The 24,607-nt window shown below is 72.3% G+C and carries 21 protein-coding genes; 8 read left to right on the forward strand and 13 right to left on the reverse strand.

From position 1 onward, the window contains the following. Positions 1 to 5: 5 nt before the first annotated feature. The 5 genes from VT50_RS13825 to speB all read right to left on the reverse strand — a co-directional run bounded on the left by VT50_RS13825 (position 6) and on the right by speB (position 4,306). Entirely contained in the window at positions 6 to 758 is a 753-nt protein-coding gene (locus VT50_RS13825; RefSeq protein WP_046086640.1) for a class I SAM-dependent methyltransferase, read from the reverse strand. A 224-nt stretch (positions 759 to 982) separates the two neighbouring features. Next, entirely contained in the window at positions 983 to 1,495 is a 513-nt protein-coding gene (locus VT50_RS13830; protein ID WP_046086641.1) for a GNAT family N-acetyltransferase, read from the reverse strand. A gap of 60 nt (positions 1,496 to 1,555) precedes the next feature. After that, complete coding sequence (locus VT50_RS39970; RefSeq protein WP_338058322.1) at positions 1,556 to 1,762, reverse strand: aldehyde dehydrogenase family protein; 207 nt, start codon at positions 1,760 to 1,762, stop codon at positions 1,556 to 1,558. Between the two features lie 47 nt (positions 1,763 to 1,809). Further along, complete coding sequence (locus VT50_RS13840; RefSeq protein WP_046086643.1) at positions 1,810 to 3,351, reverse strand: purine-cytosine permease family protein; 1,542 nt, start codon at positions 3,349 to 3,351, stop codon at positions 1,810 to 1,812. Then, on the reverse strand, positions 3,344 to 4,306 hold the full coding sequence (gene speB, locus VT50_RS13845) for an agmatinase (protein ID WP_046086644.1): 963 nt from the start codon (positions 4,304 to 4,306) through the stop codon (positions 3,344 to 3,346). Before speB ends, VT50_RS13840 begins: the two co-directional genes overlap by 8 nt. Before the next feature lie 110 nt (positions 4,307 to 4,416). On the opposite strand from speB, the gene VT50_RS13850 reads away from it, so the two are divergent. Further along, positions 4,417 to 5,877, forward strand: a complete 1,461-nt coding sequence (locus VT50_RS13850; RefSeq protein WP_078840734.1) for a PucR family transcriptional regulator — start codon at positions 4,417 to 4,419, stop codon at positions 5,875 to 5,877. A gap of 45 nt (positions 5,878 to 5,922) precedes the next feature. On the opposite strand, the gene VT50_RS13855 is transcribed toward VT50_RS13850, so the two are convergent. Genes VT50_RS13855 through VT50_RS13865 form a run of 3 tightly spaced genes read right to left on the reverse strand, consistent with a single transcriptional unit; the run spans position 5,923 to position 8,466 of the window. Beyond that, on the reverse strand, positions 5,923 to 6,729 hold the full coding sequence (locus VT50_RS13855; RefSeq protein WP_046086645.1) for a methyltransferase: 807 nt from the start codon (positions 6,727 to 6,729) through the stop codon (positions 5,923 to 5,925). Positions 6,730 to 6,777: 48 nt separating this feature from the next. Next, entirely contained in the window at positions 6,778 to 7,236 is a 459-nt protein-coding gene (locus tag VT50_RS13860) for an RrF2 family transcriptional regulator (protein ID WP_046086646.1), read from the reverse strand. 33 nt (positions 7,237 to 7,269) lie between these two features. Then, positions 7,270 to 8,466: an acyl-CoA dehydrogenase family protein gene (locus VT50_RS13865; RefSeq protein WP_046086647.1), complete on the reverse strand. Its 1,197-nt coding sequence runs from the start codon at positions 8,464 to 8,466 to the stop codon at positions 7,270 to 7,272. 155 nt (positions 8,467 to 8,621) lie between these two features. Here VT50_RS13865 and VT50_RS13870 point away from each other — a divergent pair, with 155 nt between their 5' ends. Continuing rightward, the gene (locus VT50_RS13870; RefSeq protein WP_046086648.1) at positions 8,622 to 11,639 is read left to right on the forward strand and encodes an ATP-binding SpoIIE family protein phosphatase; all 3,018 of its coding nucleotides are present in this window, start codon (positions 8,622 to 8,624) and stop codon (positions 11,637 to 11,639) included. A gap of 52 nt (positions 11,640 to 11,691) precedes the next feature. Here the strand turns inward: VT50_RS13870 and VT50_RS13875 are convergent, their stop codons facing one another. Beyond that, a complete protein-coding gene (locus tag VT50_RS13875; protein WP_046086649.1) occupies positions 11,692 to 12,432 on the reverse strand; it encodes an SDR family NAD(P)-dependent oxidoreductase in 741 nt (246 codons plus the stop codon). A gap of 173 nt (positions 12,433 to 12,605) precedes the next feature. Between VT50_RS13875 and VT50_RS13880 the strand changes: the two genes are divergently transcribed. Both VT50_RS13880 and VT50_RS13885 read left to right on the forward strand, forming a co-directional pair. Further along, positions 12,606 to 13,424, forward strand: a complete 819-nt coding sequence (locus VT50_RS13880) for an SDR family oxidoreductase (protein ID WP_046086650.1) — start codon at positions 12,606 to 12,608, stop codon at positions 13,422 to 13,424. 42 nt (positions 13,425 to 13,466) lie between these two features. Then, positions 13,467 to 15,200 (forward strand): IlvD/Edd family dehydratase, encoded by a 1,734-nt coding sequence (locus tag VT50_RS13885; RefSeq protein ID WP_046086651.1) that lies wholly within the window; start codon positions 13,467 to 13,469, stop codon positions 15,198 to 15,200. A gap of 117 nt (positions 15,201 to 15,317) precedes the next feature. Here VT50_RS13885 and VT50_RS13890 read toward each other — a convergent pair whose 3' ends face one another. The 4 genes from VT50_RS13890 to VT50_RS13905 form a co-directional block, all read right to left on the reverse strand. Beyond that, positions 15,318 to 16,328, reverse strand: a complete 1,011-nt coding sequence (locus VT50_RS13890) for an alpha/beta hydrolase fold domain-containing protein (RefSeq protein ID WP_046086652.1) — start codon at positions 16,326 to 16,328, stop codon at positions 15,318 to 15,320. Between the two features lie 161 nt (positions 16,329 to 16,489). Beyond that, a complete protein-coding gene (locus tag VT50_RS13895; protein WP_046086653.1) occupies positions 16,490 to 17,281 on the reverse strand; it encodes a TIGR03943 family putative permease subunit in 792 nt (263 codons plus the stop codon). After that, on the reverse strand, positions 17,278 to 18,291 hold the full coding sequence (locus VT50_RS13900; RefSeq protein WP_079343831.1) for a permease: 1,014 nt from the start codon (positions 18,289 to 18,291) through the stop codon (positions 17,278 to 17,280). The genes VT50_RS13895 and VT50_RS13900 overlap by 4 nt, the downstream gene beginning before the upstream one ends. Before the next feature lie 120 nt (positions 18,292 to 18,411). Then, positions 18,412 to 19,566, reverse strand: a complete 1,155-nt coding sequence (locus tag VT50_RS13905; RefSeq protein ID WP_046088360.1) for a Gfo/Idh/MocA family protein — start codon at positions 19,564 to 19,566, stop codon at positions 18,412 to 18,414. 112 nt (positions 19,567 to 19,678) lie between these two features. On the opposite strand from VT50_RS13905, the gene VT50_RS13910 reads away from it, so the two are divergent. The 4 genes from VT50_RS13910 (at position 19,679) to VT50_RS13925 (ending at position 24,604) form a co-directional block, all read left to right on the forward strand. Then, positions 19,679 to 20,698, forward strand: coding sequence for a LacI family DNA-binding transcriptional regulator (locus tag VT50_RS13910; RefSeq protein WP_046088361.1), 1,020 nt, complete (start codon positions 19,679 to 19,681; stop codon positions 20,696 to 20,698). Positions 20,699 to 20,866: 168 nt separating this feature from the next. Then, positions 20,867 to 21,511: a TetR/AcrR family transcriptional regulator gene (locus tag VT50_RS13915; protein ID WP_078840854.1), complete on the forward strand. Its 645-nt coding sequence runs from the start codon at positions 20,867 to 20,869 to the stop codon at positions 21,509 to 21,511. Positions 21,512 to 21,597: 86 nt separating this feature from the next. Further along, a complete protein-coding gene (locus tag VT50_RS13920; protein WP_046088401.1) occupies positions 21,598 to 22,827 on the forward strand; it encodes a cytochrome P450 in 1,230 nt (409 codons plus the stop codon). Positions 22,828 to 22,969: 142 nt separating this feature from the next. After that, entirely contained in the window at positions 22,970 to 24,604 is a 1,635-nt protein-coding gene (locus VT50_RS13925) for an NAD(P)-binding domain-containing protein (protein ID WP_078840849.1), read from the forward strand. The last annotated feature ends 3 nt before the right edge of the window (positions 24,605 to 24,607 follow it).

The following is a 24,607-nucleotide window of genomic DNA, read 5'->3' on the forward strand; positions in this document are numbered from 1 at the left end:
CCACCTCAGGCCGCAGTGGTCCCCGCCCCCGTCGGACGCCGAAAGAGGGCCGCCCACAGGAACGGCTCCCCGAACAGCGGGGAGCCGGACGGCTCGTCGTGCATGCGGCGCAGCTCGATCTCGGTCAGCCCGGAGAAGATCCAGCGCAGCGAATCCGGTGTGTAGGCGAGGCCACCGTGCAGCGCGGACTGCCGGTAGAAGGCCGCGTCGGGGAGTTCGGAGCCCATGGCGCCCGCCGCGAAGCAGGTGAGGGCGAGATGGCCGCCGGGGGCCAGGGCGCGTTCGAGGAGCGCGAGGTAGCTGATCCGGCGGTGCGGTGGCAGATGGTGGAAGCAGCCGGAATCGCAGATCAGGTCGTACGGTCCGGCCAACTCACCGGCCGTGAGGGCGAAGGCGTCGCCACGGTGGAACCGGATCTCGGCCCCTGCCTCACGGGCACGCTCCTCGGCCCAGGAGATGGCCGTGGGCGAGAGGTCGACGGCGTCCACGGCGAAGCCGTGGGAGGCGAGGCGGAGGGCGTTACGGCCGGGGCCGCACCCCAGGTCGAGGGCCCTGCCCGGGGCGATCAGGCCACGGTCGAGATACGACACCAAATGCTCATCGGGCTTGGCCGCGAAGAACGGCACGGCCTCGGAGCGGTCCGCGTAGAAGCCGTCCCACCATGAGGCGCCGGAGGCCGTCCAGCGGTCGGCCTCCGGCGCGAAGAGGCCGTCCAGAAGTCTCAGGACATCGTCCACCGTGCGGATGTTCCGGTCCATTCGCTCCCCTTTCCGAGGACTGAAACATAGCCACGGGTACGGTGAAAGGCCAGCTCAGAGGGTATGCGGCAAGGGCGCGGACGGGCGTCGGCGGGATGCGGGGGCAACGCGGCGGAGGAGTTGTCCGCGGTCGTGGGCAACGGCCGCGGACAGGCCCGTGGAGGGCCACCAAGGGGCCGGTTTCGGCGGCTCCGAGGCGCCTTTTTCAGCGTCCTCGGACTCGGTCAGGGATGAGCGGCGATCTGTCGGCGGAAGCACACCCGGTGCTGCCCTGGGCCGTCGTAATCGCCGTGTACGGGAAGGCCGTTGACCTCACGGTCGCCCTCCTCGAGCATGAACCCCATGGCCCGGTGGAAGGCCACGGACCCGGTGTTCAGGGGCGAGGTGATGGCGTGCACCTCACGGCGGCCCGCCTCGGCGGCGCGCTGGAAGAACGCGGTGTAGAGCCTGCGGCCCACGCCCTGCCCGCGCAGCTCGGGCGCCACGCCGACGAAGTGGATGTACGCCTGGTGGTCGTCGTCCGCCGCGTGGAAACCCACGAGGAACGCCTTGATGCCGTCGCCGTCCTCCAGTACCAGGCTGGTGCCGGAGAAGAACTGCAGAAACAGCCTGGGCAGCAGCATGGAAAGCTCACGCGCCTGGTCGGGGGTGCGTGAGTCGCCCCACCACTCCCGCACGCACTCGACGATCGCCCCGTGGTCGGAGACGTGGGCCCGGCGCAGTGTCATCTCTCTCATGTCGCACCAGGCTACGCAGGTACCGCACCGGGCGTGACGGGACGGAGTGGCGGCGGTTGTTCACAGGGCCGTCATGACGTGCTTGACGCGGGTGTAGTCCTCGAAGCCGTACGCGGACAGGTCCTTGCCGTAGCCGGACTTCTTGAAGCCACCGTGCGGCATCTCGGACTGCGACCCCATGTCCAGGTGGGTTACGTTCACGCCGTCGGCCGCGACGCTCAGCGCGGGGGCGATGGCCACCCGCGGATCGCCGGGGTAGACCGGCATGTCCGTGGCCAGGGGGACGGAGAGGTCGACGAGGCGCACGGTGGCTCTCACGCCCCTTCCGCCACCGCGGGCACGGGCGCGCCGGTCTCCGTGGTGATCGGCGGTACGGACGCGTCCGAGGCGCGGACCAGCCGCGGCCCCTCGGGCCCGTACACCTCGCGCGGCTCGGGGAAGAGCCACAGCAGCGCCAGATAGAGGAGCGAGGCGGTGGCGAGGCCCACCGGCAGCGAGATGTCCGCGCCGTCGGCCAGTTCGCCGAGCGGCCCGACGAACTGGCCGGGGACGTTGACGAAGAGCAGCGCGAGCACCGCCGCGGTCAGCCAGGCGCCCATGCCACGCCAGTTCCAGCCGTGGTGGAACCAGTAACGGCCGCCGCGCTGGCGCCGGTTGAACACCTGGAGCGAATCGGGGTCGTACCAGCCGCGCCGGGTCACATAGCCGAGCACCATGATGATCATCCAGGGGGCGGTACAGGTGATGATCAGCGTGGCGAAGGTGGAGATGGACTGGGAGAGGTTGGCGGCGAACCGGCCCAGGAAGATGAACCCGATCGAGAGCACCCCGACGAACAGCGTGGCCTGCACCCGGCTGAAGCGGGTGAACACGCTGGAGAAGTCCAGCCCGGTGCCGTAGAGCGAGGTGGTGCCGGTGGACAGGCCGCCGATGAGCGCGAGCAGGCACACCGGCAGGAAGTACCAGCCGGGCGAGATGGCCAGCAGTCCGCCGACGTAGTTCGGCGCCCCGGCGTCCATGTACGGCGCGGCCTTCTTGGCGATGATCGAGGCGGTGGCCAGGCCGAAGAAGAACGGCAGGAGGGTGGCGATCTGCGAGGCGAACGCCGCCGTGACGACCTTGCGGCGCGAGGTGTCGGCGGGGATGTAGCGCGCCCAGTCGCCGAGGAAGGCGCCGAAGGACACCGGGTTGGACAGCACGATCAGCGCCGAGCCGATGAACGCGGGCCAGAACCCGGGCGTGGACGCGGAGGGGAACACTCCCTGGTAGCCGGGGTCGAAGTCCCCCACGAAGGCGAAGAAGCCGAGGACGAACAGCGTTGAGGCCGCCACCACCGCGATCTTGTTGACGAAGAGCATGAACCGGAACCCGTACACGCACACCGTCAGCACCAGCGCCCCGAAGACCCCGTAGGCGAGGGCGAACGCCCCGTCGTTCTGTGGCACGTCCATCAGCCGGTGGGCGCCGCCGACCAGCGCGTCACCGGAGGACCACACCGAGATGGAGAAGAACGCGATGGCGGTGAGCAGCGACAGGAACGAGCCGACGATCCGTCCGTGCACCCCCAGGTGTGCCGAGGAGGAGACCGCGTTGTTGGTGCCGTTGCACGGGCCGAACACCGCGAGCGGGGCGAGGATCAGGGAGCCGCCCAGCACGCCGAGCACGGTCGCCGCCAGGCCCTGCCGGAAGGAGAGCCCGAAGAGGATCGGGAAGGCGCCGAGCACACAGGTGGCGAAGGTGTTGGCGCCGCCGAACGCGACGCGGAACAGGTCGAAGGGGGTCGCGCTGCGGTCCGCGTCGGGGATGCGCTCGATCCCGTAGCTCTCGACCTCGGTCAGGGCCGGAGAATCACTCATCCGTCTTCTCCCGCTTTTCTTGGAGTGCGAGCAGGCTGATCAGGTCGTAGGCGACATGGGAGGCCGCGACCGAGGTGATCTCGGCGTGGTCGTAGGCGGGCGCCACCTCCACCACGTCCGCGCCGATCAGACGGCATCCGGCCAGTCCGCGCAGGATCTCCAGGAGCTCGCGCGAGGTGAGGCCGCCCGCCTCGGGGGTGCCGGTGCCGGGGGCGTGGGCCGGGTCGAGGCAGTCGATGTCGATGGAGATGTACAGCGGCCGGTCACCGATGCGCTGCCGCAGCTGGTCGGCCACCTCGTCGGCGCCGCGCCGGTAGACATCGGCGGAGGTGACGATGCCGAAGCCCAGCTTCTCGTCCTCGGTGAGGTCCTGCTTCCCGTACAGCGGGCCGCGGGTGCCGACGTGCGAGAGGGCGGAGGTGTCGACGATTCCCTCCTCCACGGCCCGGCGGAACGGGGTGCCATGGGTGTGCTCGGCGCCGAAGTAGGTGTCCCAGGTGTCCAGGTGGGCGTCGAAGTGGAGCACCGCGACCGGGCCGTGCCGCCCTGCGGCTGCGCGCAGCAGCGGGAGCGCGATGGTGTGGTCGCCACCGATGGTGACCAGGCGGGTTCCTGCGGCCTGGAGGGTGCCCGCGGCGTCCTGGATGGTCTCGATGGCCTCGCCGATGTCGAAGGGGTTGACCGCGATGTCGCCGGCGTCGGCCACCTGCTGGGTGGCGAACGGGGACACGTCCAGGCCCGGGTGGTAGGGGCGCAGCAGCCGGCTGGCCTCGCGGACCGCGGCGGGCCCGAAGCGGGCGCCGGGGCGGTAGGAGACACCGCCGTCGAACGGGACGCCCACCACCGCCACGTCGGCCCCCGCGACCTCGTCGAGGCGGGGCAGCCTGGCGAAGGTGGCCGGGCCGGCGAAGCGCGGGACCCGGGAGGAGTCGACGGGTCCTCGGGGTTCGGTCATGGTGGTGCGGTCCCTTCTTGACGTGCGCAGGTGCGGTCCGGTCGAGCGAGTCTGCACAGCGGAGGAACCGCGCGACAATCGTTGCTGGGACAAAGAGTTAGGCTCAATTTGTGGTGAACGACAAAGAGCAGGGTGTGACGGTCGACGATCTGCTGTCGTATCCGGCTCTGCAGCTGCGGTTGATCGCGGGCGGCGCGGGGCTGCACCGCTCGGTGTCCTGGGCGCACGTGAGCGAGCTGGACGACCCCACGCCCTGGCTGCTCGGCTCCGAGATGATCATGACGACGGGGATAGCGATGCCCCGCTCGGCGGCCGGACAGCGCGCCTATCTGGAGCGGCTGGACGACGCCGGGGTGGCCGCCCTGGCGGTCTCCGCCCAGCTGCGGATGCCCCCGCTGCGCCGGGCGTTCTTCGACGCCGCCGAGGAACGGGGGATGCCGGTCCTGGAGATCCCGCTGGCCGTGCCGTTCATGGCGGTGGCGCAGGAAGTGGCCGCCGCCGTACAGGAGGACGCCCGCCACCGGCTGGGCGCCCAGCTGCAGGTGTTCGGCGCGCTGCGCTGGCTGACCTCGGAGAACCTGGACACCGCGACGCTGTTCGGACGGCTGGAGAAGCTGTCCGGGTACGACATCTATCTGTGCACCCCCCAGGGACGGCCGCTGCTGCCGGGGGTGCCCGCGCCCGACGCGTCGGTGATCCCCGGCTCGGCGGACGCCCCGCCGACCATCCCGGGTGGCTTCGCCCTCCCGGTCCCCTCTCCCGGTGGCCCGGCGGGCTTTCTCATCGCCTTCGAACGGGAGGGCGCGCGCCCGGCGGGGCTCGCCGTGGTGCAGCACATCGCCACGGTGGCCGCCCTCCAGCTCGCCATGGTGCGCACCGAACGGGAGACACTGCGCCGCGAGGGCGCGGAGATCCTCGCCGAGCTGCTGCAGGGTGCGCTCGAACCCGCGGTGGCGCGGCGCCATCTGCTGCGCCATTCCATCGAGGGCGAGACCGTGCTGGCGGTGGTCAGGGGCGTCACCGAGGACGCGGTGCTGCGGGCACTTGAGGACCAGCCGTGTCTGCTGCTCAAGCGCGGCGAGGACCGCTATCTGCTCGGTTCGCCCGGCCTGGGGGACGCGGTCGAGTCCCTGCCGGATGTGGCCGCCGGGATGAGCCGCCCGTTCAGCCCCGGCTCCCCGCTGCGGATCGCCCAGCGCGAGGCGCTGTGGGCGGCGTCCCACGCCGTCGCGTCCGGCCGCGCCCTCGTGCGGTACGGCGACGATGTCACCGGCCGCTGGCTGCCGGACGACCCGGCCGCGCTCAGCGATCTGGTCGAGCATGTGCTGGGCGAGGCGCTGCGCTACGACACCGGCCACGGCTCACGGCTGCTGACTTCGGTGCGCACCTGGATGGAGCGCGACCGCCGTACGGACGAGGCGGCCGCGGCGCTCCATGTGCACCCCAACACGCTCGCCTACCGGCTGCGCCGCTTCAGCGAGCTGACCGGCCGCGACCTGTCCACCACGGGCGCGTTCGCCGAGGTCTGGCTGGCGATCCGGGCCGCGAGCCAGCTCGGTCTGCTCGACTGATTGTGGATTCCCGGAGCGTCCGGCGCTCAGTGCGGGGATCCGCGCTCAGTGCGGGCGCCGGCCCCAGCAGGTGATGAGCGGGGCGGTGGTGACGTCCATGCCCTCGCCGCGCAGCTGGTCCAGATGGCGCCCGATCTCCTCCTCGGTGGCCAGGCCGCCCGCCACCAGTCGCCCGCGCAGCTGACGCACGGTGGCCGCCTCCAGCTCCCGGCAGGCCGGGGAGGTCAGCGGGAAGCAGCCCTCGGCGCGGACATCGTGCAGCCCGGCGCCGCGCAACAGCGCGGGCAGGGTGCGGCCGAAGGCGAGGTCCGCCCCGCGCCCGGCGAGCAGCGCGCGGAATCCGCGGCGGATCCGGTTGGCCAGCTCCTCGGCCGGGCCGCGCTCATCGGGGCAGGCCAGGGGCTGGAGCGCCGGATCGGCGTCCTCCACGACCAGCCATCCGCCCGGCCGCACCGCCCCGGCCATCCGGCGCAGCGCCTCGGCCCGGTCGGGCAGATGCACCAGCACCAGCCGGACGTGGACGAGGTCGAAGCCGTCGCCCGGCGGCTCGTCGCGGGCCACGTCATGGCGCCGTACCTCGATCGGTCCGGTGGCCGGGCCGGACAGCCCGGTGAGCCAGGAGGTGTCGATGTCGGTCACCAGCACCTGCCCGGTGGGCCCGACCCGCTCGGCGAGGGCGGTGGGCACCGAGGGCCCGCCCGCCCCCACCTCCCAGCAGCGCCATCCGGCGGCAAGGCCGAGCCGGTCGAGGTGGTCCAGGGTCCAGGGGTCGAAGAGCTCGGCCAGCGCGTCAAAGCGCCGCCCGGCCTCGCGCTGCCGGTTGTCGAGCAGATAGCCGCTCTCGGATGTCATGCGCCCATCCTCCCGCGCCGGACGCCTCCAGCCGGTCAGGCCCGGGACCTAGGGGTTGGTCCACGCCTCCGGGTCCTCGGCCAGGCCCAGGACGTCGCCGGGCAGCTTGGCCGCGGCCACCTCCGCGAGGGTCACCTCGCCGAGGATCTTGCGTACGTTGGCCCGTACCGCGATCCACAGCGGCAGCAGCGACTCCGCGGGGCCGCGGTACGACAGCGCGGGCGGGCGCACTCCCCGCACCGACACCAGGGGGCCGTCGACCACCCGGATCACCTCGGCGATGCTGATGGTGTCCGCCGGACGGGCCAGCCGGTAGCCGCCCTTGCCGCCGCGCTGGCTGGCCACCAGGCCGCCCCGGCGGAGATCGCCCAGGATCCCCTCGAGGAACTTGTGCGGGATGCCCTGCGCGGCGGCGATCACCTCGGCCTTGACGGAGGCGTCCCCCTCCGTCGCGGCCAGTTCCAACGCCGCCCGCACCGCATAGTCCGCCTTCGCCGAGATCCGCATGCGCTGATTATCCGCCCCTTGGGCGCCGGGCCGTCAGAAGGGCAGGGTGAACGGGGGGTGCTCGCCGTTGAGGAAGTAGTCCCCGACCTCGTGGAGCCGGTGGGCCACCGGGTCGTAGAGGGTGTGGGTACGCGCATTGCGCCAGAAGCGGTCGAATCCGTAGGCCGAGGAGGCGGAGCGGGCGCCGACCACGTCCAGGGCGCGGGCGGCGGCGTCGTGGGCGGCCCGGGAGGCCGCGGCCTCGGCCGCGGCGGCGAGCACGGTGATCTCCGCGCATTCGTCGTCGGTCAGCTCCTCGCCGCGCGCCAGACCGCCGTCCAGGGCCTCGAGCGCCTGATCGGCGAGGGCGGCGGCGGAGAAGGTGGCGACGGTCAACTCCCCGTAGGTGGTCAGCGCGTACGGATCGCGCGGGGAGGTGTGCGGCCAGGGCGCGTGCACCGCCCTGGTGTATTCGCGGGCCTCGGCGAGCACCCCCTGCGCGATCCCGAGACATATCTGCGCCGAGACCAGTCGGCCGGTCGGCGCGGCCAGACCGCTGAACGGCGAGAGGGTGTCCTCGTCCCAGGAGAGCGGGCCGAGCACCGCGTCGTCCTCGACCGGCACCGCGTCGAACTCCACGCTTCCACCGGCCGCCAGCCGCTGCCCGAAGGTGTCCCCGCCGTCGCCGCCGCACACCACGCCGGGGTGGGCCGTGTCCAGGAGCACGGCCAGCGGTTCTCCGGTGTCGGCGTGGGTGACGCGGACGGCCAGCCGGTCGGCGACCAGCACACCGGTGGCGTACCCCTGACGTCCGTTCACCAGTCGGCCGTTCCTCGAGGAGGTGAGCGTCAGCCGTGGCTCGCGCGGGGTCAGACCGCCGCCCCAGCACCACTGCCCGGCCGCCGATTCGCGCTCCACCCGGGCGGCGAGATCGGCCCCGCCGAAGAAGCGGGCGCTGAAGGACAGCAGGTAGTGGCAGCCGAGGACCTGGCCGATCGCGCCGTCGGCCGCGGCGATCTTCCGTACGACGGCGCAGGCCGTGGACCATCCCGCTCCTCCGCCGCCGTGCTCGACGGGGACCAGCAGCGCCAAGAGCCCCGCCTCGCGGAGGCGGGCGATCTCGTCGTACGGCGCCTTCCCGGCCTGGTCGCGGACGACCGCGTCCGTGGCGAGGTCGTCCGCCGCCTCACCGGCGATCTGCAGCCACCACGCGCGGTCGGGCGCCTCGGCCGCCGCATCCACCACCGTCACGCCCGCTCCCCTCCATCCGGCCGAACTTCATCATTCCCTATTTTTCCAGTAGGGAAAATAGGGAACTTGGCGGCGGACGTCCGGTGAGTGATTCCCGGCATATGCCAGTGCTACGTTTGTCCGAGAACGCCCTATTCCGTGAGTGAGGTTCTGGGATGGCGGAGTGGCGCGGAACAGACGCGGTGGGGCACGGCCACTCATGGGGTGATGAACGGCTATCCCTGCTCTCGTCGGTCGGCGCCGCGCTCACCGACCGCGAGGTGATGCAGCACGCACTGGACCAGGCCGTCTGCGAGCTGGGCGGCCTCGCGGGCCTGGTGCACTGGTCCTGCGGCCCGGCCGGGAGCCGTACGCTGCGCCTGGTGCTCGCCAGCGGGCTGCCGCTCGCCGCCCTCGGCGGCTGGGAGGAGATCCGCCAGGACGACACCCCGCTCGCGCCCGCCCGGGCCGTGCGGGACGGCCGCTTCGTATGGCTGCCAGCGGCCTCCGGCGAGGCCGCCCGGCCGGGCGATCCCCCTGGAACTGGGCCCGGAGGGACCGCCCGTGCCGCCTCCGGGTGCCTTCCTGCGGCGGCCACCGTGGCGTCGGTTCCGCTGACCGGCCCTGACGGGCCGGTGGGCGCGCTGTCCGTCCTCACCGGCCCGCGGGAACCGGCCCCGGAGCAGGCCGCCTTCCTCGAGGCGGTGGCGCGCTGGGCGGAGCGCCGCCTCGCGCGCTCGGGAGTCGGGGTCGGCGACTGCGACGAACACCCCTGGTGGCAGCAGCGGCCGGGCGGCTCGGTGGTCCAGCAGTCCCTGGACGCGGTCAAGGCCGGTTCCTGGGAGTGGTGCATCCACACCGGTGAGATGCGCTGGGACCGGGCGGGGCTGACGCTTCTCGGCCTCCCCGGCGGCTACCGGCGGCGGATCGAGAGCTGGCTCGGCCTCGTCCACCCCGAGGACATGCCGCGGGTGATGGCCGCCACCGAGAAGTCGCTGCGCGAGCGGAGCGGCTACGAGGCCGAGTACCGGGTCCGCCGCCCCGACGGGACCACCGGCTGGGTGCAGAGCCGCGCCCATCTCGAACTCGACGAGAACGGCGAGCCGGTCCGCATGCTCGGGAAGGTCTGGGACACCACCGAGAGCCGGATGGCGCGGGAATCGGTGGGGCAGGCGCTGCGGTACATGAGCGACGCGTTCTTCGCGGTGAACCGGGACTGGCGGATCACCTTCCTCAACGTCGAGGCCGAGCGCCTGGTCGGCCCGGCCGGGGAGGTGCTCGGCCGGCCGCTCTGGGAGGGCCCCGCGGGCACCGTCCCCGAGCTGGAGGACCGCTGCCGGCGCGCCGCCGCCGACGGCAGGCCGACCGGGTTCGACATCCAGTGGCCCACCGACGACCGCTGGTACCACATACGGCTGGTCCCGGTGCCCGATGGGCTGACGGCCTATCTCACCGATGTCACCGAACGGCGCACCCGGGCCGCACGGCGCGCGGAGGCCGAGCGTGCCGGCGCCGACCAGGCCGCGAGGATCAATGAGTTGGGAAACGCGCTGGCCGACACGGTGACCACCCAGGACGTCATCCAGGTGGTGGCCGCCCATGTGCTGCCGCCGTTCGGCGCCTCGGGGCTGCTGGTGCTGTGTCTGGAGGGCGGCCGGCTGAACGTGGTGGGCTCCGTGGGCTATCCCGGGGCCTTCCTCACCAAGGTCGACGGGGTCCCGGCGTTCGGGGGCTACCGTCTGCTCAACGAAGTGCTCAGCTCGCGCCGGCCGCGCTTCATCTCCTCCGCCGAGGAATACGAGCAGCTGTTCCCCGATCTGACCGGCAACCCCGCCCTCGCCCGGAAGAACGCCTGGGCCGTGCTCCCCCTGATCGCCTCGGGCAACGCCATCGGCACCTGCGCCGTCTCCTTCGACAGGCCCCGCCGCCTCTCCGCCGACGAGCGCACCCTGCTCAGCGCCCTCAGCGGCATGGTCGCCCAGGCGCTGGCCAGGGCCCGGCTCTACGACACCGAGCACGCCCGCGCCCAGGCGCTCCAGCGCGGTCTGCTGCCCCGGGTCCTGCCCTGCCCGGCGGCCCTCACCCCCGCCGTGCGCTATCTGCCCGCCAGCAGCGGTACCGACATCGGCGGCGACTGGTACGACGTGATCCCGCTGTCCGCGGAGCGGGTGGCCCTCGTCATCGGCGATGTGATGGGCCACGGTCTGGCGGAGGCCGCCACCATGGGGCGGCTGCGCACCGCCGTACACACCCTCGCCAATCTCGAGCTGCCGCCCGAGGAGGTCCTGGCCCATCTCAACGAGGTCGTCTGCGATCTGGGCGACGACTCCTTCGCCACCTGTCTGTACGCGGTGTACGACCCCATCACGGGGTACTGCTCCCTCGCCCGCGCCGGTCATCCCCCGCCCCTGATCGTGCGCCCCGACGGAAACGTGGAGTGCCTGGAGCCGACGCCCGATCCGCCGCTGGGCGCCGGGGAGCCCCCGTTCGCCACGGTGGATCTGCGGTTGCCCGACGACAGCCTGCTGGTGATGTACACCGACGGTCTGGTGGAGTCCGCGGCGCGTGACATCGACGCCGGTATCGCCGAGTGCACCCAGGTGCTGACCAGCGAGTACGGGCGGCTGCTCACCTGTCCTCCGCCCCGGCCCCGCATCAGCGGTCGCCGCGCGGGCGGACGGCACGGGCCGGACCACGACCGGCTCGACCGGCTGTGTGACCTCCTGGTCGGGGCCATGCTGCCGACGAGGCGGCTGACCGCCGACGACACCGCCCTGCTGATCGCCCGGCTGCACGGGCTGGCGTCCGGGAACACCGCCGGGTGGCCGCTGCCGGCGGATCCGGTGGCCGCCGGTCTCGCCCGCACCCATGTGCGCGAACAGCTCGAGGCATGGGGCCTCGGCGAGCTCATCAAGACCACCGAGCTGCTGGCCAGCGAGCTCGTCGCCAATGTCATCCGGCACGCCAGGGGGCCCACCCGGCTCCGGCTGATCCGCGGCACATCGCTGATCTGCGAGGTCTCGGACGCCAGCGCCACCACCCCCCGGATCCGCCGGGCCGCCGAGACGGACGAGGGAGGCCGGGGGCTGCAGCTGGTCTCCGCCCTCTCGCAGCGCTGGGGTACCCGCTACACCGCCGAGGGCAAGTGCATCTGGACGGAACAGCCCATCGCGTGGACCGGCGCACCGCCCTGAGGCCACCCCGGGCCCCATGACCCGTGCCCCATGCCCGAGGGGCCGATGGGCGTCAGCCGATGGCCAGCTCGCCGCCCCGGGCCTCCAGGACGGCGCCGGTGATGTAGCTCGCCCGCGAGGAGACGAGGAAGAGCACGGCCTCGGCGATCTCCTCGGGCGTCGCGGGCCGGTCCAGGACCGTGGCCCGCGCCACGGTCCGCAGGGCCTCGTCCCCCATCTCGGAGGTGCCCGGAGTGCGGACCGGGCCCGAACGGACGGCGTTGACCCGGACTCCCCGGCCGCCGAACTCATCGGCCCACACCCGGGTCAGCAGCTCCAGCGCGGCCTTCGAGGCGCCGTACGCCCCGGCGTCACGGGCGGGGGTACCGGCGGCGATGGTGCTGAGGCTGACGATGGCCCCGCGGCCCCGGGCGGCCATACCCGGTGCGAGCAGCCCCACCAGCAGAAGCGGCGCACGGGCGTTGATGGCCATGTGGACGTCGAACATCTCGGACGAGGTCCCCGCGGTGTCCGCGAACCGGTACACACCCGCGTTGTTGACCAGGATGTCCACGTCCCCCGCCGCTGCGGCCAGCCGCCGCACATCGTCGGCCTCGGCCAGATCCGCCGCCACGAACCTGGCCCTCGCGCCCGCCGCGGACACCTCCTGGACCGTCTCCGCACCCCGACGCGCGTCCCGGCCGTGGACGACGACCTCGGCCCCCAGCACTCCCAGTCGCAGCGCCACGGCCCGGCCGATCCCCGCCGTAGCGCCCGTGACCAGGGCCGTGGCACCGGACAGCTCACCACTCATACGGACACTCCTCACCGTAGGCCGGACACCGATCCACCCCCACCCACCGGATCCTTACCGCACCCGCCCCCGCCGATCCGCACGGCTCGCCGCCCCAGCGGCCGAACGGCCGTCCACACGGACACCGAGGGCACGATCTTCCGCGTGGCGCTCGTCTTTGCTGTACTGCCGGGGTGCGGGAAACTTCGTCAACCAGCCATGTCGCCCTGGTAACGGGGGCGAACCAGGGGATCGGCGCCGCGACGGCACAAGCGCTGGCGGCCCGTGGTGTCGCGGCGCTCTGCACCTATCTGCGACCACCGGGCGGCGCCGGCGAGGGGGACGCCCCGGATCCGTACCACGCCGCGCGGTCCACCGACGGCGAAGAGGTCGCGGCGGAGATCCGCCGGGCCGGGGGGCGGGCCGAGGCCATTGAGGCGGACCTCGGTGACCCGGCGGTTCCGAAGCGGCTCTTCGACCTCGCCGAGGAACGCCTGGGCCCGGTCGACATCCTGGTCAACAACGCCTCGGGGTGTATCCAGGACACCTTCACGCCCGATCCGGCCGACCGGTTCGACCGGCCGCTGCGCCCCGTCACCGCGGAGACCTGGTCCCGGCAGTTCTCGGTGGACGCGATGGCGCCCGCGCTGCTGATCGGCGAGCTGGCCCACCGCCACCGGGCCCGCGGGGCCGGCTGGGGGCGCATCGTGGGCCTGACGTCGGGAGGGGAGCTCGGTTTCCCCGGAGAGGTGTCCTACGGCGCGGCGAAGGCCGCACAGACCGACTACACCCTGTCGGCGGCGGCGGAGCTGGCCGACCTCGGCATCACGGCCAATGTGGTGCAGCCGCCGGTGACCGACACCGGGTGGGTCACCGACGAGGTCCGGCGGTTCGTCGCCGCGAGCCCCACCCATTTCCATGTCGCCGATCCGGCCGAGGTCGCGAAGACCATCGTCTTCCTCACCTCGGACGAGGCCGCGCTCATCACCGGAAACGTCATCACCCTTCGCTGACAAGGATTTTCGCCGTTCGCCCATTCCAGAGGGAGTGCAGAAGTGACTGACACGGGAACACACGGACGTCGGCGCAGCGCGGCGTGGTTCGGGGCGGAGGGGCGGTCCGGGATGGTCTATCGGTCCTGGATGCGGAACCAGGGCTATACCAGCGAGGTGTTCGACGGGCGTCCGGTGATCGGCATCGCCACCACGTGGTCGGAGCTGGCGCCCTGCAACAGCCATCTGCAGCGGGTGGCGGAGTCGGTGAAGCGCGGGGTGTGGCAGGCCGGTGGCTTTCCGCTGGAGTTTCCCGCGATGGCGCTGGGCGAGACGCTGATGCGGCCCACCGCGATGCTCTACCGCAATCTGCTGGCCATGGAGGCCGAGGAGCTGATGCGGGCCAATCCGCTGGACGGTGTGGTGCTGCTGTCCGGCTGTGACAAGACCACCCCGGGTCTGCTGATGGCCGCCTCCAGCGTCGATCTGCCCGCCATCATGGTCACCGGCGGTCCGATGCTGAACGGCAAGTACCGGGGCGGGGACGTGGGCTCGGGCACCCAGGTGTGGCGGTTCGAGGCCGAGTTGGCGGCCGGGCGGATGACGGAGGAGGAGTGCTTCTTCGCCGAGGGCTGTATGGCCAGGTCCAACGGGCACTGCATGACGATGGGCACCGCCTCCACCATGGCGTCGATGGCCGAGGCGCTCGGCATGCAGCTGCCGTATTCGGCGAGCTGGCCCGCGGTGGACTCGCGGCGCTACGAGACGGCGCAGCGCGCCGGGCAGCGGATCGTGGCCATGGTGGACGAGGATCTGCGGCCGTCGCAGATCATGACCCGGGAGGCGTTCGAGAACGCGATCCGGGTCAACGCGGCCATCGGCGGCTCCACCAACGCGGTGATCCACCTGCTGGCCATCGCGGGGCGGCTGGGAGTGCCGCTGAGCCTGGACGACTTCGACACGCTGGCCCGGGAGGTGCCCACGCTGGTCGATCTGCAGCCCTCCGGACGGTTCCTGATGGAGGACTTCTGCTACGCCGGTGGGCTGCCGGTGGTGATGCGCGAACTCGGTGCGCTGCTCCACCCCGGGGCGGCCACGGTGACCGGCCGTACGGTGGCGGAGAACGTCGCCGACGCCGAGTGCTGGAACCGCGAGGTGATCCGGACGCTGGACGACCCGTTCCAGGACGCGGGCACCGGCACCGCCGTACTGCGCGGCAACCTCGCCCCGGGCGGCGCGGTGGTCAAACAGTCCGCCGCATCGCCCCAACTGCTCACCCACCGGGGCCGGGCCCTGGTGTTCGACACCCCGGAGGACTACCTCGCCGTGCACGCCGACGAGGACCTGCCGGTCGACGAGAACACCGTGCTGGTGATCCGGGGCAGCGGCCCGCGCGGCTACCCGGGCATGCCCGAGGTGTCCAATGTGGTGCTCCCGCCCAAGCTGCTGCGCAAGGGCGTCGAGGACATGGTGCGCATATGTGACGGCCGGATGTCCGGCACCGGCTTCGGCACCGTGGTGCTCCATGTGTCCCCCGAGTCCGCCGTCGGCGGCCCGCTGGCGCTGGTGCGCGACGGCGACTGGATCACCCTGGACGTCCCGGCGCGTGCGCTGACCCTGGAGGTGGGCGAGGAGGAGCTGGAGCGCCGACGGGCCGCCTGGGAGCCCCCGCCGCCGGTCGCCGACCGGGGCTGGAGCAGGCTCTACACCGAGCATGTGCTGCAGGCTGACCGGGGCCTGGACCTGGACTTCCTGGTCGGCGGCAGCGGACATCCGGTACCCCGCGAGTCCCACTGATCCCGTGATCCTGACGGTCATCGCGCGGTGGTGGGTACGGCCGGTGCGCGGCCACCGTCAGTGGCCCGGGCCCGCGCCATCCGCCGTCAGTGGGCCAGGCCCGCGCGGCCACCGCCCTCAGTGGGCCAGGAGTCTGCGCAGCCACCGCAGCCGCGCCGCCCGCGCGTCCCGCGAGACGCCCGCCCGGGGTGCCATGTCCGCGAACCCGTGGAAGGCACCGGGCCACACGTGCAGTTCGGCCTGTCCCCCGGCCCGCCAGATGCGGGCGGCGTAGTCGACACCCTCGTCGCGGAAGGTTTCCACGGCCCCCACGTCGATGAACGCGGCGGGCAGACCGGACAGATCCGTCGCGCGGGCCGGTGCGGCGTACGGCGAGACGCCGTCGGTCCCGCGCGCGGCGCCGAGCAGTGCCGTCCATCCCGCCTCGTTGGCCGCCCTGTCCCACACCCCGACGCCGGTCATCTGCAGCGCGGATGGCGTGTCATTGCGGTCGTCCAGCATGGGACACATCAGCAGCTGCCCGAACAGGGCGGGGCCGCCGCGGTCCCGGGCCAGCAGGGCGACGGCCGCGGCGAGGCCGCCGCCCGCGCTGCCCCCGACGACGATGACGCGCCCCGGGTCGATGCCCAGTTCGGCGGCGTGTTCGGCGGTCCAGAGCAGACCGGCGTAGCAGTCCTCGACCGGCCCGGTGTGCTGGGTCCCTGGCGCCAGCCGGTACTCGACGGAGACCACGGAGAGCCCCAGTTCCTGGGCGAGGTCGAGCATCTCGGGCACGCCCGTGCGGTTGTCCCCGACCGTCATGCCACCGCCGTGGATGTGGTAGAGCGCTGGCACCTCGGTGGCCGCGGCCACCGGGCGGCAGATCAGCAGGGAGACGTCCGGCGCGCCCACCGGGCCGGGGACGGACCGCTCCTCGACCCGGAAGGCCCCGTCGCGCTCCAGGGCCTCGTTCGTCACCGGCGCCAGCCCGGGCACGTCCTCAGGGGGCGTGGCACCCGGATCGGCCCCGGAGCCGCCGGGCGGCAGGAGCTCATGGATGGCCGCGAGCGCCGTGGTGAGTTCCGGGTCGAACGGCGGCGGTGGCCCGAGCGGTGCCGTGGCCGCCCGTTCGGGCGAGGTGTGCTCCATGGTCGGCTCCAGAGTGGTGGCAGGAAGAACTCCTATGGTCGGCCGCCCACCGCTCCAAGATCAGCAGCCGCGCGGCGGATTGTATCGGCCGGGCGGCGCGGCGGTACGGAGCGTCCTGACGCATGGTCAGTCCTCGCCCCGACGGCTCCGGCTCCCGTCGCTCAGCCGTTCCAGCTCTCGTCGTAAGGATCGCGCGGTGCCGGGACCGGCCTGGACCGGCTGACCTCGAGGTACGGGATGGCGCCACCGCCCACCGGGTCCTTGCTCCGCTTGGCGGTGTAGGTGCCGATGGCCTGGAGCCAGGTGTCGGGTTCCAGCACCGGGGGGATCCGTCCGGTCAGACCGATCTTGACGGGCTGGGCATCGGCGGCGCAGCAGTTGAGCGCCATGCGGACGAGGTAGGGGGCACCGTGACCGTCGAGGGCGACAAAGCCGGTGATCTTGACCGTCCGGTGCTCCAGGGAACGCCCGTGGTCGTACACCGCGCGCCCGGCGTAGTCGGCCACATTGAGCGGCAGCGGGTCCCCGGCGGGCAGGGCGGGGAAGCCCCAGGGGCGTTGCAGCGCCGTGCCGGTGTGCATGGCGGTGTACGAGCCGAGCGCGGGCGGCGCCACCAGGATGAGCGCGAACAGCGGGAGCACGAGGAGCCAGGAGACACGTGGTTCGCGGTGACCGTGGCCGCCTTCGCTCTCCCTCAAGCCCTCCCCCGAGACCTCCCCCGAGCCTTCCCTCGTGCCCTCCCCGACACCGTCCACCGCACCCTCATCCGCCACCCGCGCCCGCCGCTCGTACCAGACGGTGGCGACGGCGGCCGCCATCAGGACCACACCGGCCGCGAGCAGCAGCGGGCGCAGCCCCGCCTTCACATAGCGCAGATAGAGATCGGTGGATCCGGCCCGCAGCACCGCCCCGCCGACCAGGAACAACACGATCGCCTGCGCCTTGCGGTTCACAGCAGCACCGCCCCGACCAGGGTCGACACCACGACGGCGAGTACGAAGGTGGCGGGCGCGAACCGCAGTGCGAAGCCACGGCCGAAGGTGCCGGTCTGCATGGCGAACAGCTTCAGGTCGATCATCGGCCCGACGACGAGGAACGCCAGCCGGGCGGTGAGCGAGAACTGCGACAGGGACGCGGCCACGAAGGCGTCGGCCTCGGAGCAGATCGACAGCAGCACCGCGAGGACCGCCAGGGCGAGGACCGACACGGCCGGGTCATCGGCGGCGCCGCGCAGCCAGCTCGCCGGGACCACGGCCTTGAGGGTGGCCGCCGCCATCGCGCCGACGACGAGGAAGCCCCCGGCGTGCATCACATCGTGGCGTACGGACGCCCAGAACGCGGCGCCCCTTCCGTCGCCCTGGAAGGCGGGGCGGGCCGGTGGGCGCAGCCAGTCGGCCCGCCCCAGCCGCTGCCACAGCCAGCCCATCGCACACGCCACCACCAGACTGGCCACGAACCGGGCGAACACCATCTGCGGCTGACGGGGGAACGCGACCGCCGTGGCGGTCAGCACGATCGGGTTGATCGCCGGTGCGGACAGCAGGAACGCCAGCGCCGCCGCCGGGGTGACACCCCGGCGCACCAGCGCCCCGGCCACCGGTACGGAGGCACATTCACAGCCGGGCAGCACCGCCCCGGCCACGCCCGCCACCGGCACCGCGACGGCGGGACGCCGCGGCAGCGCGCGGGCGAAGAACGACGGCGGGACGAACACCGCGATGAGTGCCGACAGCAGCACCCCGAGCACCAGGAAGGGCAGGGCCTGCAGGACCACCGCGGTGAACACGGTCATCCAGCTCTGTGCCACCGGAGCCGACAGCGCCCGGCGTACCGGCCCCTGCGCGACCACCACCAGGAGCAGCAGCATGATGAGGCCGAGGGAGGAATCGAACCGCCCGCCCCGCGGATCGCCCGCGTCGCGGCGGCCGGCCCCGGTCGGGGCCGCTTCGGTGGTGGTGGTCACGGGTGAGGTACCTCCGGCGTCGAGGGTGGCTGGCGCGGTTCCCCGCCCCCTCCAGTACGCCGGTTCGGCCCCGCGTGCTCACCGCGGCCGCCATGAACCCCGCGCCCTGCGCCACTTCGTTCAGCCAGGGCTCACCCATGTGCCCAGGTCGGCGGAGCGGGTCATGGCGTCCAGCGCGGTGGCGCTGTGCACGGCGTCGTCCAGCGTGGCGCCGTGGGCGGTGCCCTCGGCGATGGAGCGCAGGAAGTGGTACGCCTCGATCACCTTCAGATCGTCATAGCCCATGCCGTTGGCCGAGCCGGGCTGGAAGGCGGCGTACTCACCGTGGCCGGGGCCGACGTACACCGTGGACACGGGCTGGTCCTGGTACGCGGTGCCGCGGCTGACGCCGAGTTCGCCCATGCGCCGGAAGTCCCAGAACACCGCGCCCTTGGTGCCGTGGATCTCGAAGCCGTAGGTGTTCTGTTCGCCGACCGAGACCCGGCACGCCTCCAGCACCCCGCGGGCGCCGGAGGCGAAGCGCAGCAGACAGGAGACGTAGTCCTCGTTCTCCACCGGGCCCAGCTCACCGCCGGTAGCCCGGGTGTGACCGGCGGTGGCGCCGGTGGGGCGGGCCCGCTCGGGCACGAACACGGCGGTGTCGGCGGTCAGCGCGTCGATCTCGCCGAGCAGGAAGCGGGCCAGGTCCACCCCGTGCGAAGCGAGGTCACCCAGCACTCCGCTGCCGCCGCGCCCACGTTCGTACCGCCAGGTCAGGGCGGACTCCGGATGGGCGGCGTAGTCGCTGAAGAGGCGGACGCGGGCGTGGGTGACGGTGCCGACCTCCCCGGCGGAGATCATGGCGCGGGCGGTCTGGACGGCGGGTGCGTTGCGGTAGTTGAAGCCGACCGCGCCCTGGACCCCGGCCTCGGCCACGGCCCCGGCGACCGCGCGGGCGTCGTCGGTGGTGAGCCCGACCGGCTTCTCGATCCAGATGTGCTTGCCCGCCCGGGCCATGGCGACGCCGATCTCGCGGTGCAGGAAGTTCGGCGCGGCGATGCTCACCGCCTGGACCCGGGGGTCGGCGGCGACCTCCTGCCAGTCCCGGGCGGCGGTGGCGAAGCCGTACCGCCCGGCGGCCTCCTCGGCCCGGCCGGGCACCTCGTCGGCGACGGCGACCAGTTCGGGCCGTACGGACAGCTGGGGGAAGTGGTGCGGCAGCCGGACGTACGCCTGGGTGTGCACCCGCCCCATCCAGCCGAATCCCACGACGGCGACCCCGAGCGTACTCACCATGACTGCCCTTCTTTGGACCGTTCCAGAACCTTCCCGGCCCACACTGAAAGCCCAACTCCGCAGGTGTCAACCCCTTTGACAACCGTGTTCACCCTGTGGAACGGTCCACACCATGAGACCACCGACGATCCGCGATGTCGCCGAACGGGCCGGAGTGTCGAAGTCCCTGGTCTCCCTGGTGCTGCGCGGCTCCGAGCAGGTGCGCCCCGAGAAGCGGCGGGCCGTGCTGGCCGCGGTCGAGGAGCTGGGCTACCGGCCCAACGCCGCCGCGCGCAGCCTCAGCGAGCGGCGCACCAGGACCGTCGGAGTGCTCCTCAACGACCTGCGCAACCCCTGGTTCGTGGAGCTGCTCGACGGCCTCAACTCCGAGCTGTACGCGAGCGGTCTGCGGACGCTGCTGGCCGACGGCCGCCTCAACCGGCGGCTCGGCGAGGACCTCACCCACACCTTCACCGAGCTGCGGGTGGACGGCCTGATCGCCGTGGGCACGCTCCCCGACCCGGCGGCGGTGCGCACGGCGGCCGCGCGGCTGCCCACGGTGGTCGCGGGCACCCGCGAGCCCGTACTGTCCGCCGTGGACATCGTCGCGGGCGACGACGAGCTGGGTGCCCGGCTGGCCACCGAGCACCTGATCGGCCTCGGCCACCGCCACATCGCCCATATCGCGGGGCAGGGCTCGGTGGGCACACTGCGCCGCCGCGGCTTCGAGGCGGTGATGCGCGAGCACGGCCTGTCCGGGTCGGCGGCCGTGGAGCAGGGCGATCTGACCGAGGAGGGCGGCTACCGGGCCACGGTCCGGCTGCTGGCCGCGCCGCACCGGCCCACCGCCGTCTTCGCGTTCAACGACATGGCCGGGGTCGGCGCCCTGTCGGCCGCCGAGGAGCTGGGCCTCCGGGTGCCGGGCGACCTCTCCCTCGTCGGCTACGACAACACCTATCTCGCACGGCTGCGCCATCTGTGGCTCACCACCGTGGACAACGCGGGTCATGACATCGGCCGCCGCGCCGCGCGCCGACTGCTCGACCGGATCGCCGACCCCGCCCGCCCCGGCGAGGTGGCCCTCACCGCCCCGGTCCTCGAGGTCCGCGGCACGACGGCGCCGCCGCGCCCGTCCGACCCCCGAGAGAGCTGAAGACCCCCGAGAGAGTTAAATCAGTCGCTTGACTTAAGGGGGCCGTTGGGGTTGCCTGATCTTGTCGATGACCGCCCCGGGCCGAGGGAGAAGCGCCGTGGAGCAGCTGTGGCAGTCGCGGGGCCTTGCCGTGGGCGGGCCGTGCGGGCTCGCGGTGCGGTGGTGACCGTGGTGGGAAGGGCCGTACGGCATGAGCGGGCCGATGCCACGCGTGGGGCGATCCTCGCCGCCGCGGAGCGGCTGTTCGCCGAGCGCGGGGTGTACGCGGTCTCCAACCGCCAGGTCAGCGAGGCCGCGGGGCAGGGCAACAACGCGGCGGTCGGCTACCACTTCGGCACCAAGGCCGATCTGGTGCGGGCGATCGCCCGGCAACACGCCGAGCAGATCGAGCGGTTGCGGCTGCGGGCGCTGGACGGGATCGGCGACTCCACCGACGTTCGGGACTGGGTGGCCTGTCTGGTGCGCCCGGTCCTCGAGCATCTGGCGGAGCTGCCCAGCCCGACCTGGTACGCGCGGTTCTGCGCCCAGGTGATGACCGACCCGGCGCTCCACGAGATCATGGCCGATGAGTCCCTGGCCTCCCCGGCGCTGCGGCAGACCGTCGAGGGGTTCAACCGGTGCCTCCCCGAGCTGCCGATCGAGGTGCACATCGAGCGCGGGGCCATGGCCCGCCAGCTGATCCTGCACATGTGCGCCGAGCGGGAGCGCGCCCTCGCCGAGAACACCGCCACGCCCCGGGCCAGTTGGCACGACGCCGCCACCGGCCTGATCGACGGGATCGTCGGGCTGTGGCTGGCGCCCGTCACCCGCTGATCACGGGTCCACGCACCAGCGGCCCGTGCGGGCCGTCGATCGACAACGGGGGTTTCACCACACGCCTCACACGAATCGAGGGATCGATGACCGGCACAGTGCACCCGGTGGACGAACGCACCGCGCGGGCCCCGGAGTTTCCGATGGCCAGGGCGGCGGGCTGCCCGTTCGACCCGCCCCCGGGGCTGCGGGACCTGCAGCAGGAGGGGCCGCTGGCGAAGGTCCGCCTGTGGGACGGCAGTACGCCGTGGCTGGTGACCCGGTACGCCGATCAGCGGGCGCTGCTGGGCGACCCGAGGGTCAGCGCCGACATCCAGCGGCCCGGCTACCCCCGCCAGGCCCCGATGCCGCCCGGAGGTACGGGGGTCAGCTTCATCCTGAAGGACGACCCCGAACACGCCCGGCTGCGGCGGATGGTGACGGCGCCGTTCGCCATCAAGCGGGTGGAGGCCATGCGGCCCGGTGTGCAGAGGATCGTGGACGACCTGATCGACGAGCTGCTGGCGGGTCCGAACCCGGTGGACCTGATGGAGGCGTTCGCCCTGCCGGTGCCCTCGCTGGTCATCTGTCAGCTGCTCGGAGTGCCCTACGCCGACCACGACTTCTTCCAGGACAACAGCAAGGTCATCATCAACCGGAGCGTCACCCCCGAGCAGCGCTCGGCCGCCCATGGCAATCTGATCGAGTATCTGGACGGCCTGCTGGGCGAGAAGATCGCCCATCCCGCGGACGATCTGCTGTCCGGTCTTGTCGAGCGGGTCACGGCGGGCGAGCTGTCCCGCAACGAGGCGGCGCAGATGGGTGTGCTGCTACTGATCGCGGGCCACGAGACCACCGCGAACATGATCGCGCTCGGCACCCTCGCGCTGTTCGAGCACCCCGGACAACTCGCCCTGCTGCGCGACACCGAGGACCGCCGTCTGATCGCCTCGGCGGTGGAGGAGCTGCTGCGGTATCTGCACATCACCCACAGCGGGCGGCGCCGGGTGGCGGTGGAGGACATCGAGATCGGCGGGGAGGTCATCCGTGCGGGCGAGGGGCTGATCCTGGCCAATGACATCGCCAACCGGGACCCGGGGATGTTCGCCGAGCCCGACCGGCTTGACCTCCGGCGGGACGCCCGCCGCCATGTGGCCTTCGGCTTCGGGGTGCACCAGTGCCTGGGCCAGCCGCTGGCCCGGATGGAGCTCCAGGTCGTCTACGGCACCCTCTACCGCCGCATCCCCACGCTGCGGCCCGCCGTCGGGCTGGAGAGCATCCCGTTCAAACACGACGGATCCGTCTACGGCGTCTACGAACTGCCGGTGACCTGGTGATGAGGGGGTAGGTGCGCGGGCGGAGGCGGGCCAGGCCGCCTCCGCCCGCGATCCCACTGGCCTGTTTTCGATGTTGCTGAAGTTGAACAGAGCTCAATAGAGTGGTTGTTGAGTTTTAAAGGAAATTGTCCACGGCTTTCCCATGGCATCACGCTCCTGGAAGGAAGGCACTGTGCACAAGGAACCCCTCCACTCTTCCCAGGTCCTCGACTACCTCGTGATCGGCGCCGGCCCCGCCGGCCTCCAGCTCGGACACCAGTTGGCCACGGCGGGCCACCGCTATCGAATCCTGGAAGCAGGGAGCACACCGGGCACCTTCTTCCGCACCTTCCCCCGCCACCGCCAGCTGATCTCCAGCAACAAGGTGCACACCGGCATCGACGACCCCGAGTTCAACCTCCGTATGGACTGGAACTCCCTGCTGTCCCCGGATCCCGAGCTGCTCTTCACCCGTTACAGCAAACGCTATTTCCCGGCCGCCGACGATCTCGTGCGCTATCTGGCCGACTTCGCCGAGGCGTTCGGCCTCGAGATCGCCTATGACACCCGGGCGGAACGGATCCGCCGCGGCGACGAGGGCTTCATCGTCACCGATCAGCACGGCACCGACCACCGCGCCCGGCGGCTGGTGATGGCCACCGGAGTGAGCCGCCCCCATGTCCCCGATGTGCCGGGCATCGAGACCGCCGAGAACTACACCGCCGTCTCGGTGGACCCCGACGACTTCACCGACCAGCGGGTGCTGATCCTCGGCAAGGGCAACTCCGCGCTGGAGACCGCCGACAACCTCATCGAGACGGCCGCCGTCATCCACGTGGCCGGACCGCACAGTCTGCGGCTGGCGTGGAAGACCCACTACGTCGGCCATCTGCGCGCCGTCAACAACAACTTCCTCGACACCTACCAGCTCAAGTCGCAGAACGCCATCCTCGACGGCAATGTGCTCTCGATCGAGAAGGAGCCGGGCGACGGCGGCGGGTACCGCGTGCGGTTCAGCTTCTCCCGGGCGGACGAGGTCGTGAAGGAGCTGCGCTACGACCGGATCATCGTGTGCACCGGCTTCCGCTTCGACGCCTCGCCGTTCGACGCCGAGTGCCGCCCCGACCTCGTCATCAACGACCGCTTCGCCGCCCTCACCCCGGCCTACGAATCGGTCAACGTGCCCGGGCTGTACTTCGCCGGCACCCTCACCCAGCAACGCGACTTCAAGCACTCCACCAATGGCTTCATCCATGGATTCCGTTACGGCGTACGGGCGTTGGGCCGGATCCTCGACGAGCGCCACCACGGCCGGCCCTGGCCGCACCAGCCGCTGGCCGCCGAGCCGTCCGCGCTGGCGGACGCCGTGGTGGCGCGGGTCAACCGCAGTTCCGCGCTGTGGCAGCAGTTCGGTGTGATCGGCGATCTGCTGGTCACGGAGGGCGGCGGCCAGAGCCGCTACCACGAGGAGGTGCCGGTCGCCTACGCCCATGAGTCCCCCCTGACGGCGGGCGCCGACTACTTCCTCGTCACCCTGGAGTACGGCCCCGACCACGACAAGGTCGACCCCTTCGACATCACGGTGCGCCGGGCGGCGCAGAACTCGGTCGGGGAGGCCTTCGACGCCGCCTATCTGCATCCGGTGATCCGCCACTTCCGGGGCGGTGAACTCCTCGGCACCCACCACATGGCCGAGAACCTGGAGAACGAGTGGAACCACCCGAAGGTCCACCACGCCCCGCTGGTCGAGTTCTTCGCGCATGAGCTGGACGCACAGCCCACCGGCGCGGGGCGGTGACCC

Origin of the sequence: Streptomyces antioxidans, from assembly GCF_000968685.2 — a bacterium.
Classification (GTDB): Bacteria; Actinomycetota; Actinomycetes; order Streptomycetales; family Streptomycetaceae; genus Streptomyces; species Streptomyces antioxidans.

Coding starts and splice junctions, on each gene's coding strand:
- VT50_RS13910 (WP_046088361.1), top strand. CDS start 19,679: ATGAGACCACCGACGATCCGCGATGTCGCCGAACGGGCCGGAGTGTCG.
- speB (WP_046086644.1), bottom strand. CDS start 4,306: ATGACCGAACCCCGAGGACCCGTCGACTCCTCCCGGGTCCCGCGCTTC.
- VT50_RS13855 (WP_046086645.1), bottom strand. CDS start 6,729: ATGACATCCGAGAGCGGCTATCTGCTCGACAACCGGCAGCGCGAGGCC.
- VT50_RS13875 (WP_046086649.1), bottom strand. CDS start 12,432: ATGAGTGGTGAGCTGTCCGGTGCCACGGCCCTGGTCACGGGCGCTACG.
- VT50_RS13905 (WP_046088360.1), bottom strand. CDS start 19,566: ATGGTGAGTACGCTCGGGGTCGCCGTCGTGGGATTCGGCTGGATGGGG.
- VT50_RS39970 (WP_338058322.1), bottom strand. CDS start 1,762: ATGCCGGTCTACCCCGGCGATCCGCGGGTGGCCATCGCCCCCGCGCTG.
- VT50_RS13890 (WP_046086652.1), bottom strand. CDS start 16,328: ATGGAGCACACCTCGCCCGAACGGGCGGCCACGGCACCGCTCGGGCCA.
- VT50_RS13860 (WP_046086646.1), bottom strand. CDS start 7,236: ATGCGGATCTCGGCGAAGGCGGACTATGCGGTGCGGGCGGCGTTGGAA.
- VT50_RS13825 (WP_046086640.1), bottom strand. CDS start 758: ATGGACCGGAACATCCGCACGGTGGACGATGTCCTGAGACTTCTGGAC.
- VT50_RS13830 (WP_046086641.1), bottom strand. CDS start 1,495: ATGAGAGAGATGACACTGCGCCGGGCCCACGTCTCCGACCACGGGGCG.
- VT50_RS13870 (WP_046086648.1), top strand. CDS start 8,622: ATGGCGGAGTGGCGCGGAACAGACGCGGTGGGGCACGGCCACTCATGG.
- VT50_RS13920 (WP_046088401.1), top strand. CDS start 21,598: ATGACCGGCACAGTGCACCCGGTGGACGAACGCACCGCGCGGGCCCCG.
- VT50_RS13840 (WP_046086643.1), bottom strand. CDS start 3,351: ATGAGTGATTCTCCGGCCCTGACCGAGGTCGAGAGCTACGGGATCGAG.
- VT50_RS13925 (WP_078840849.1), top strand. CDS start 22,970: ATGGCATCACGCTCCTGGAAGGAAGGCACTGTGCACAAGGAACCCCTC.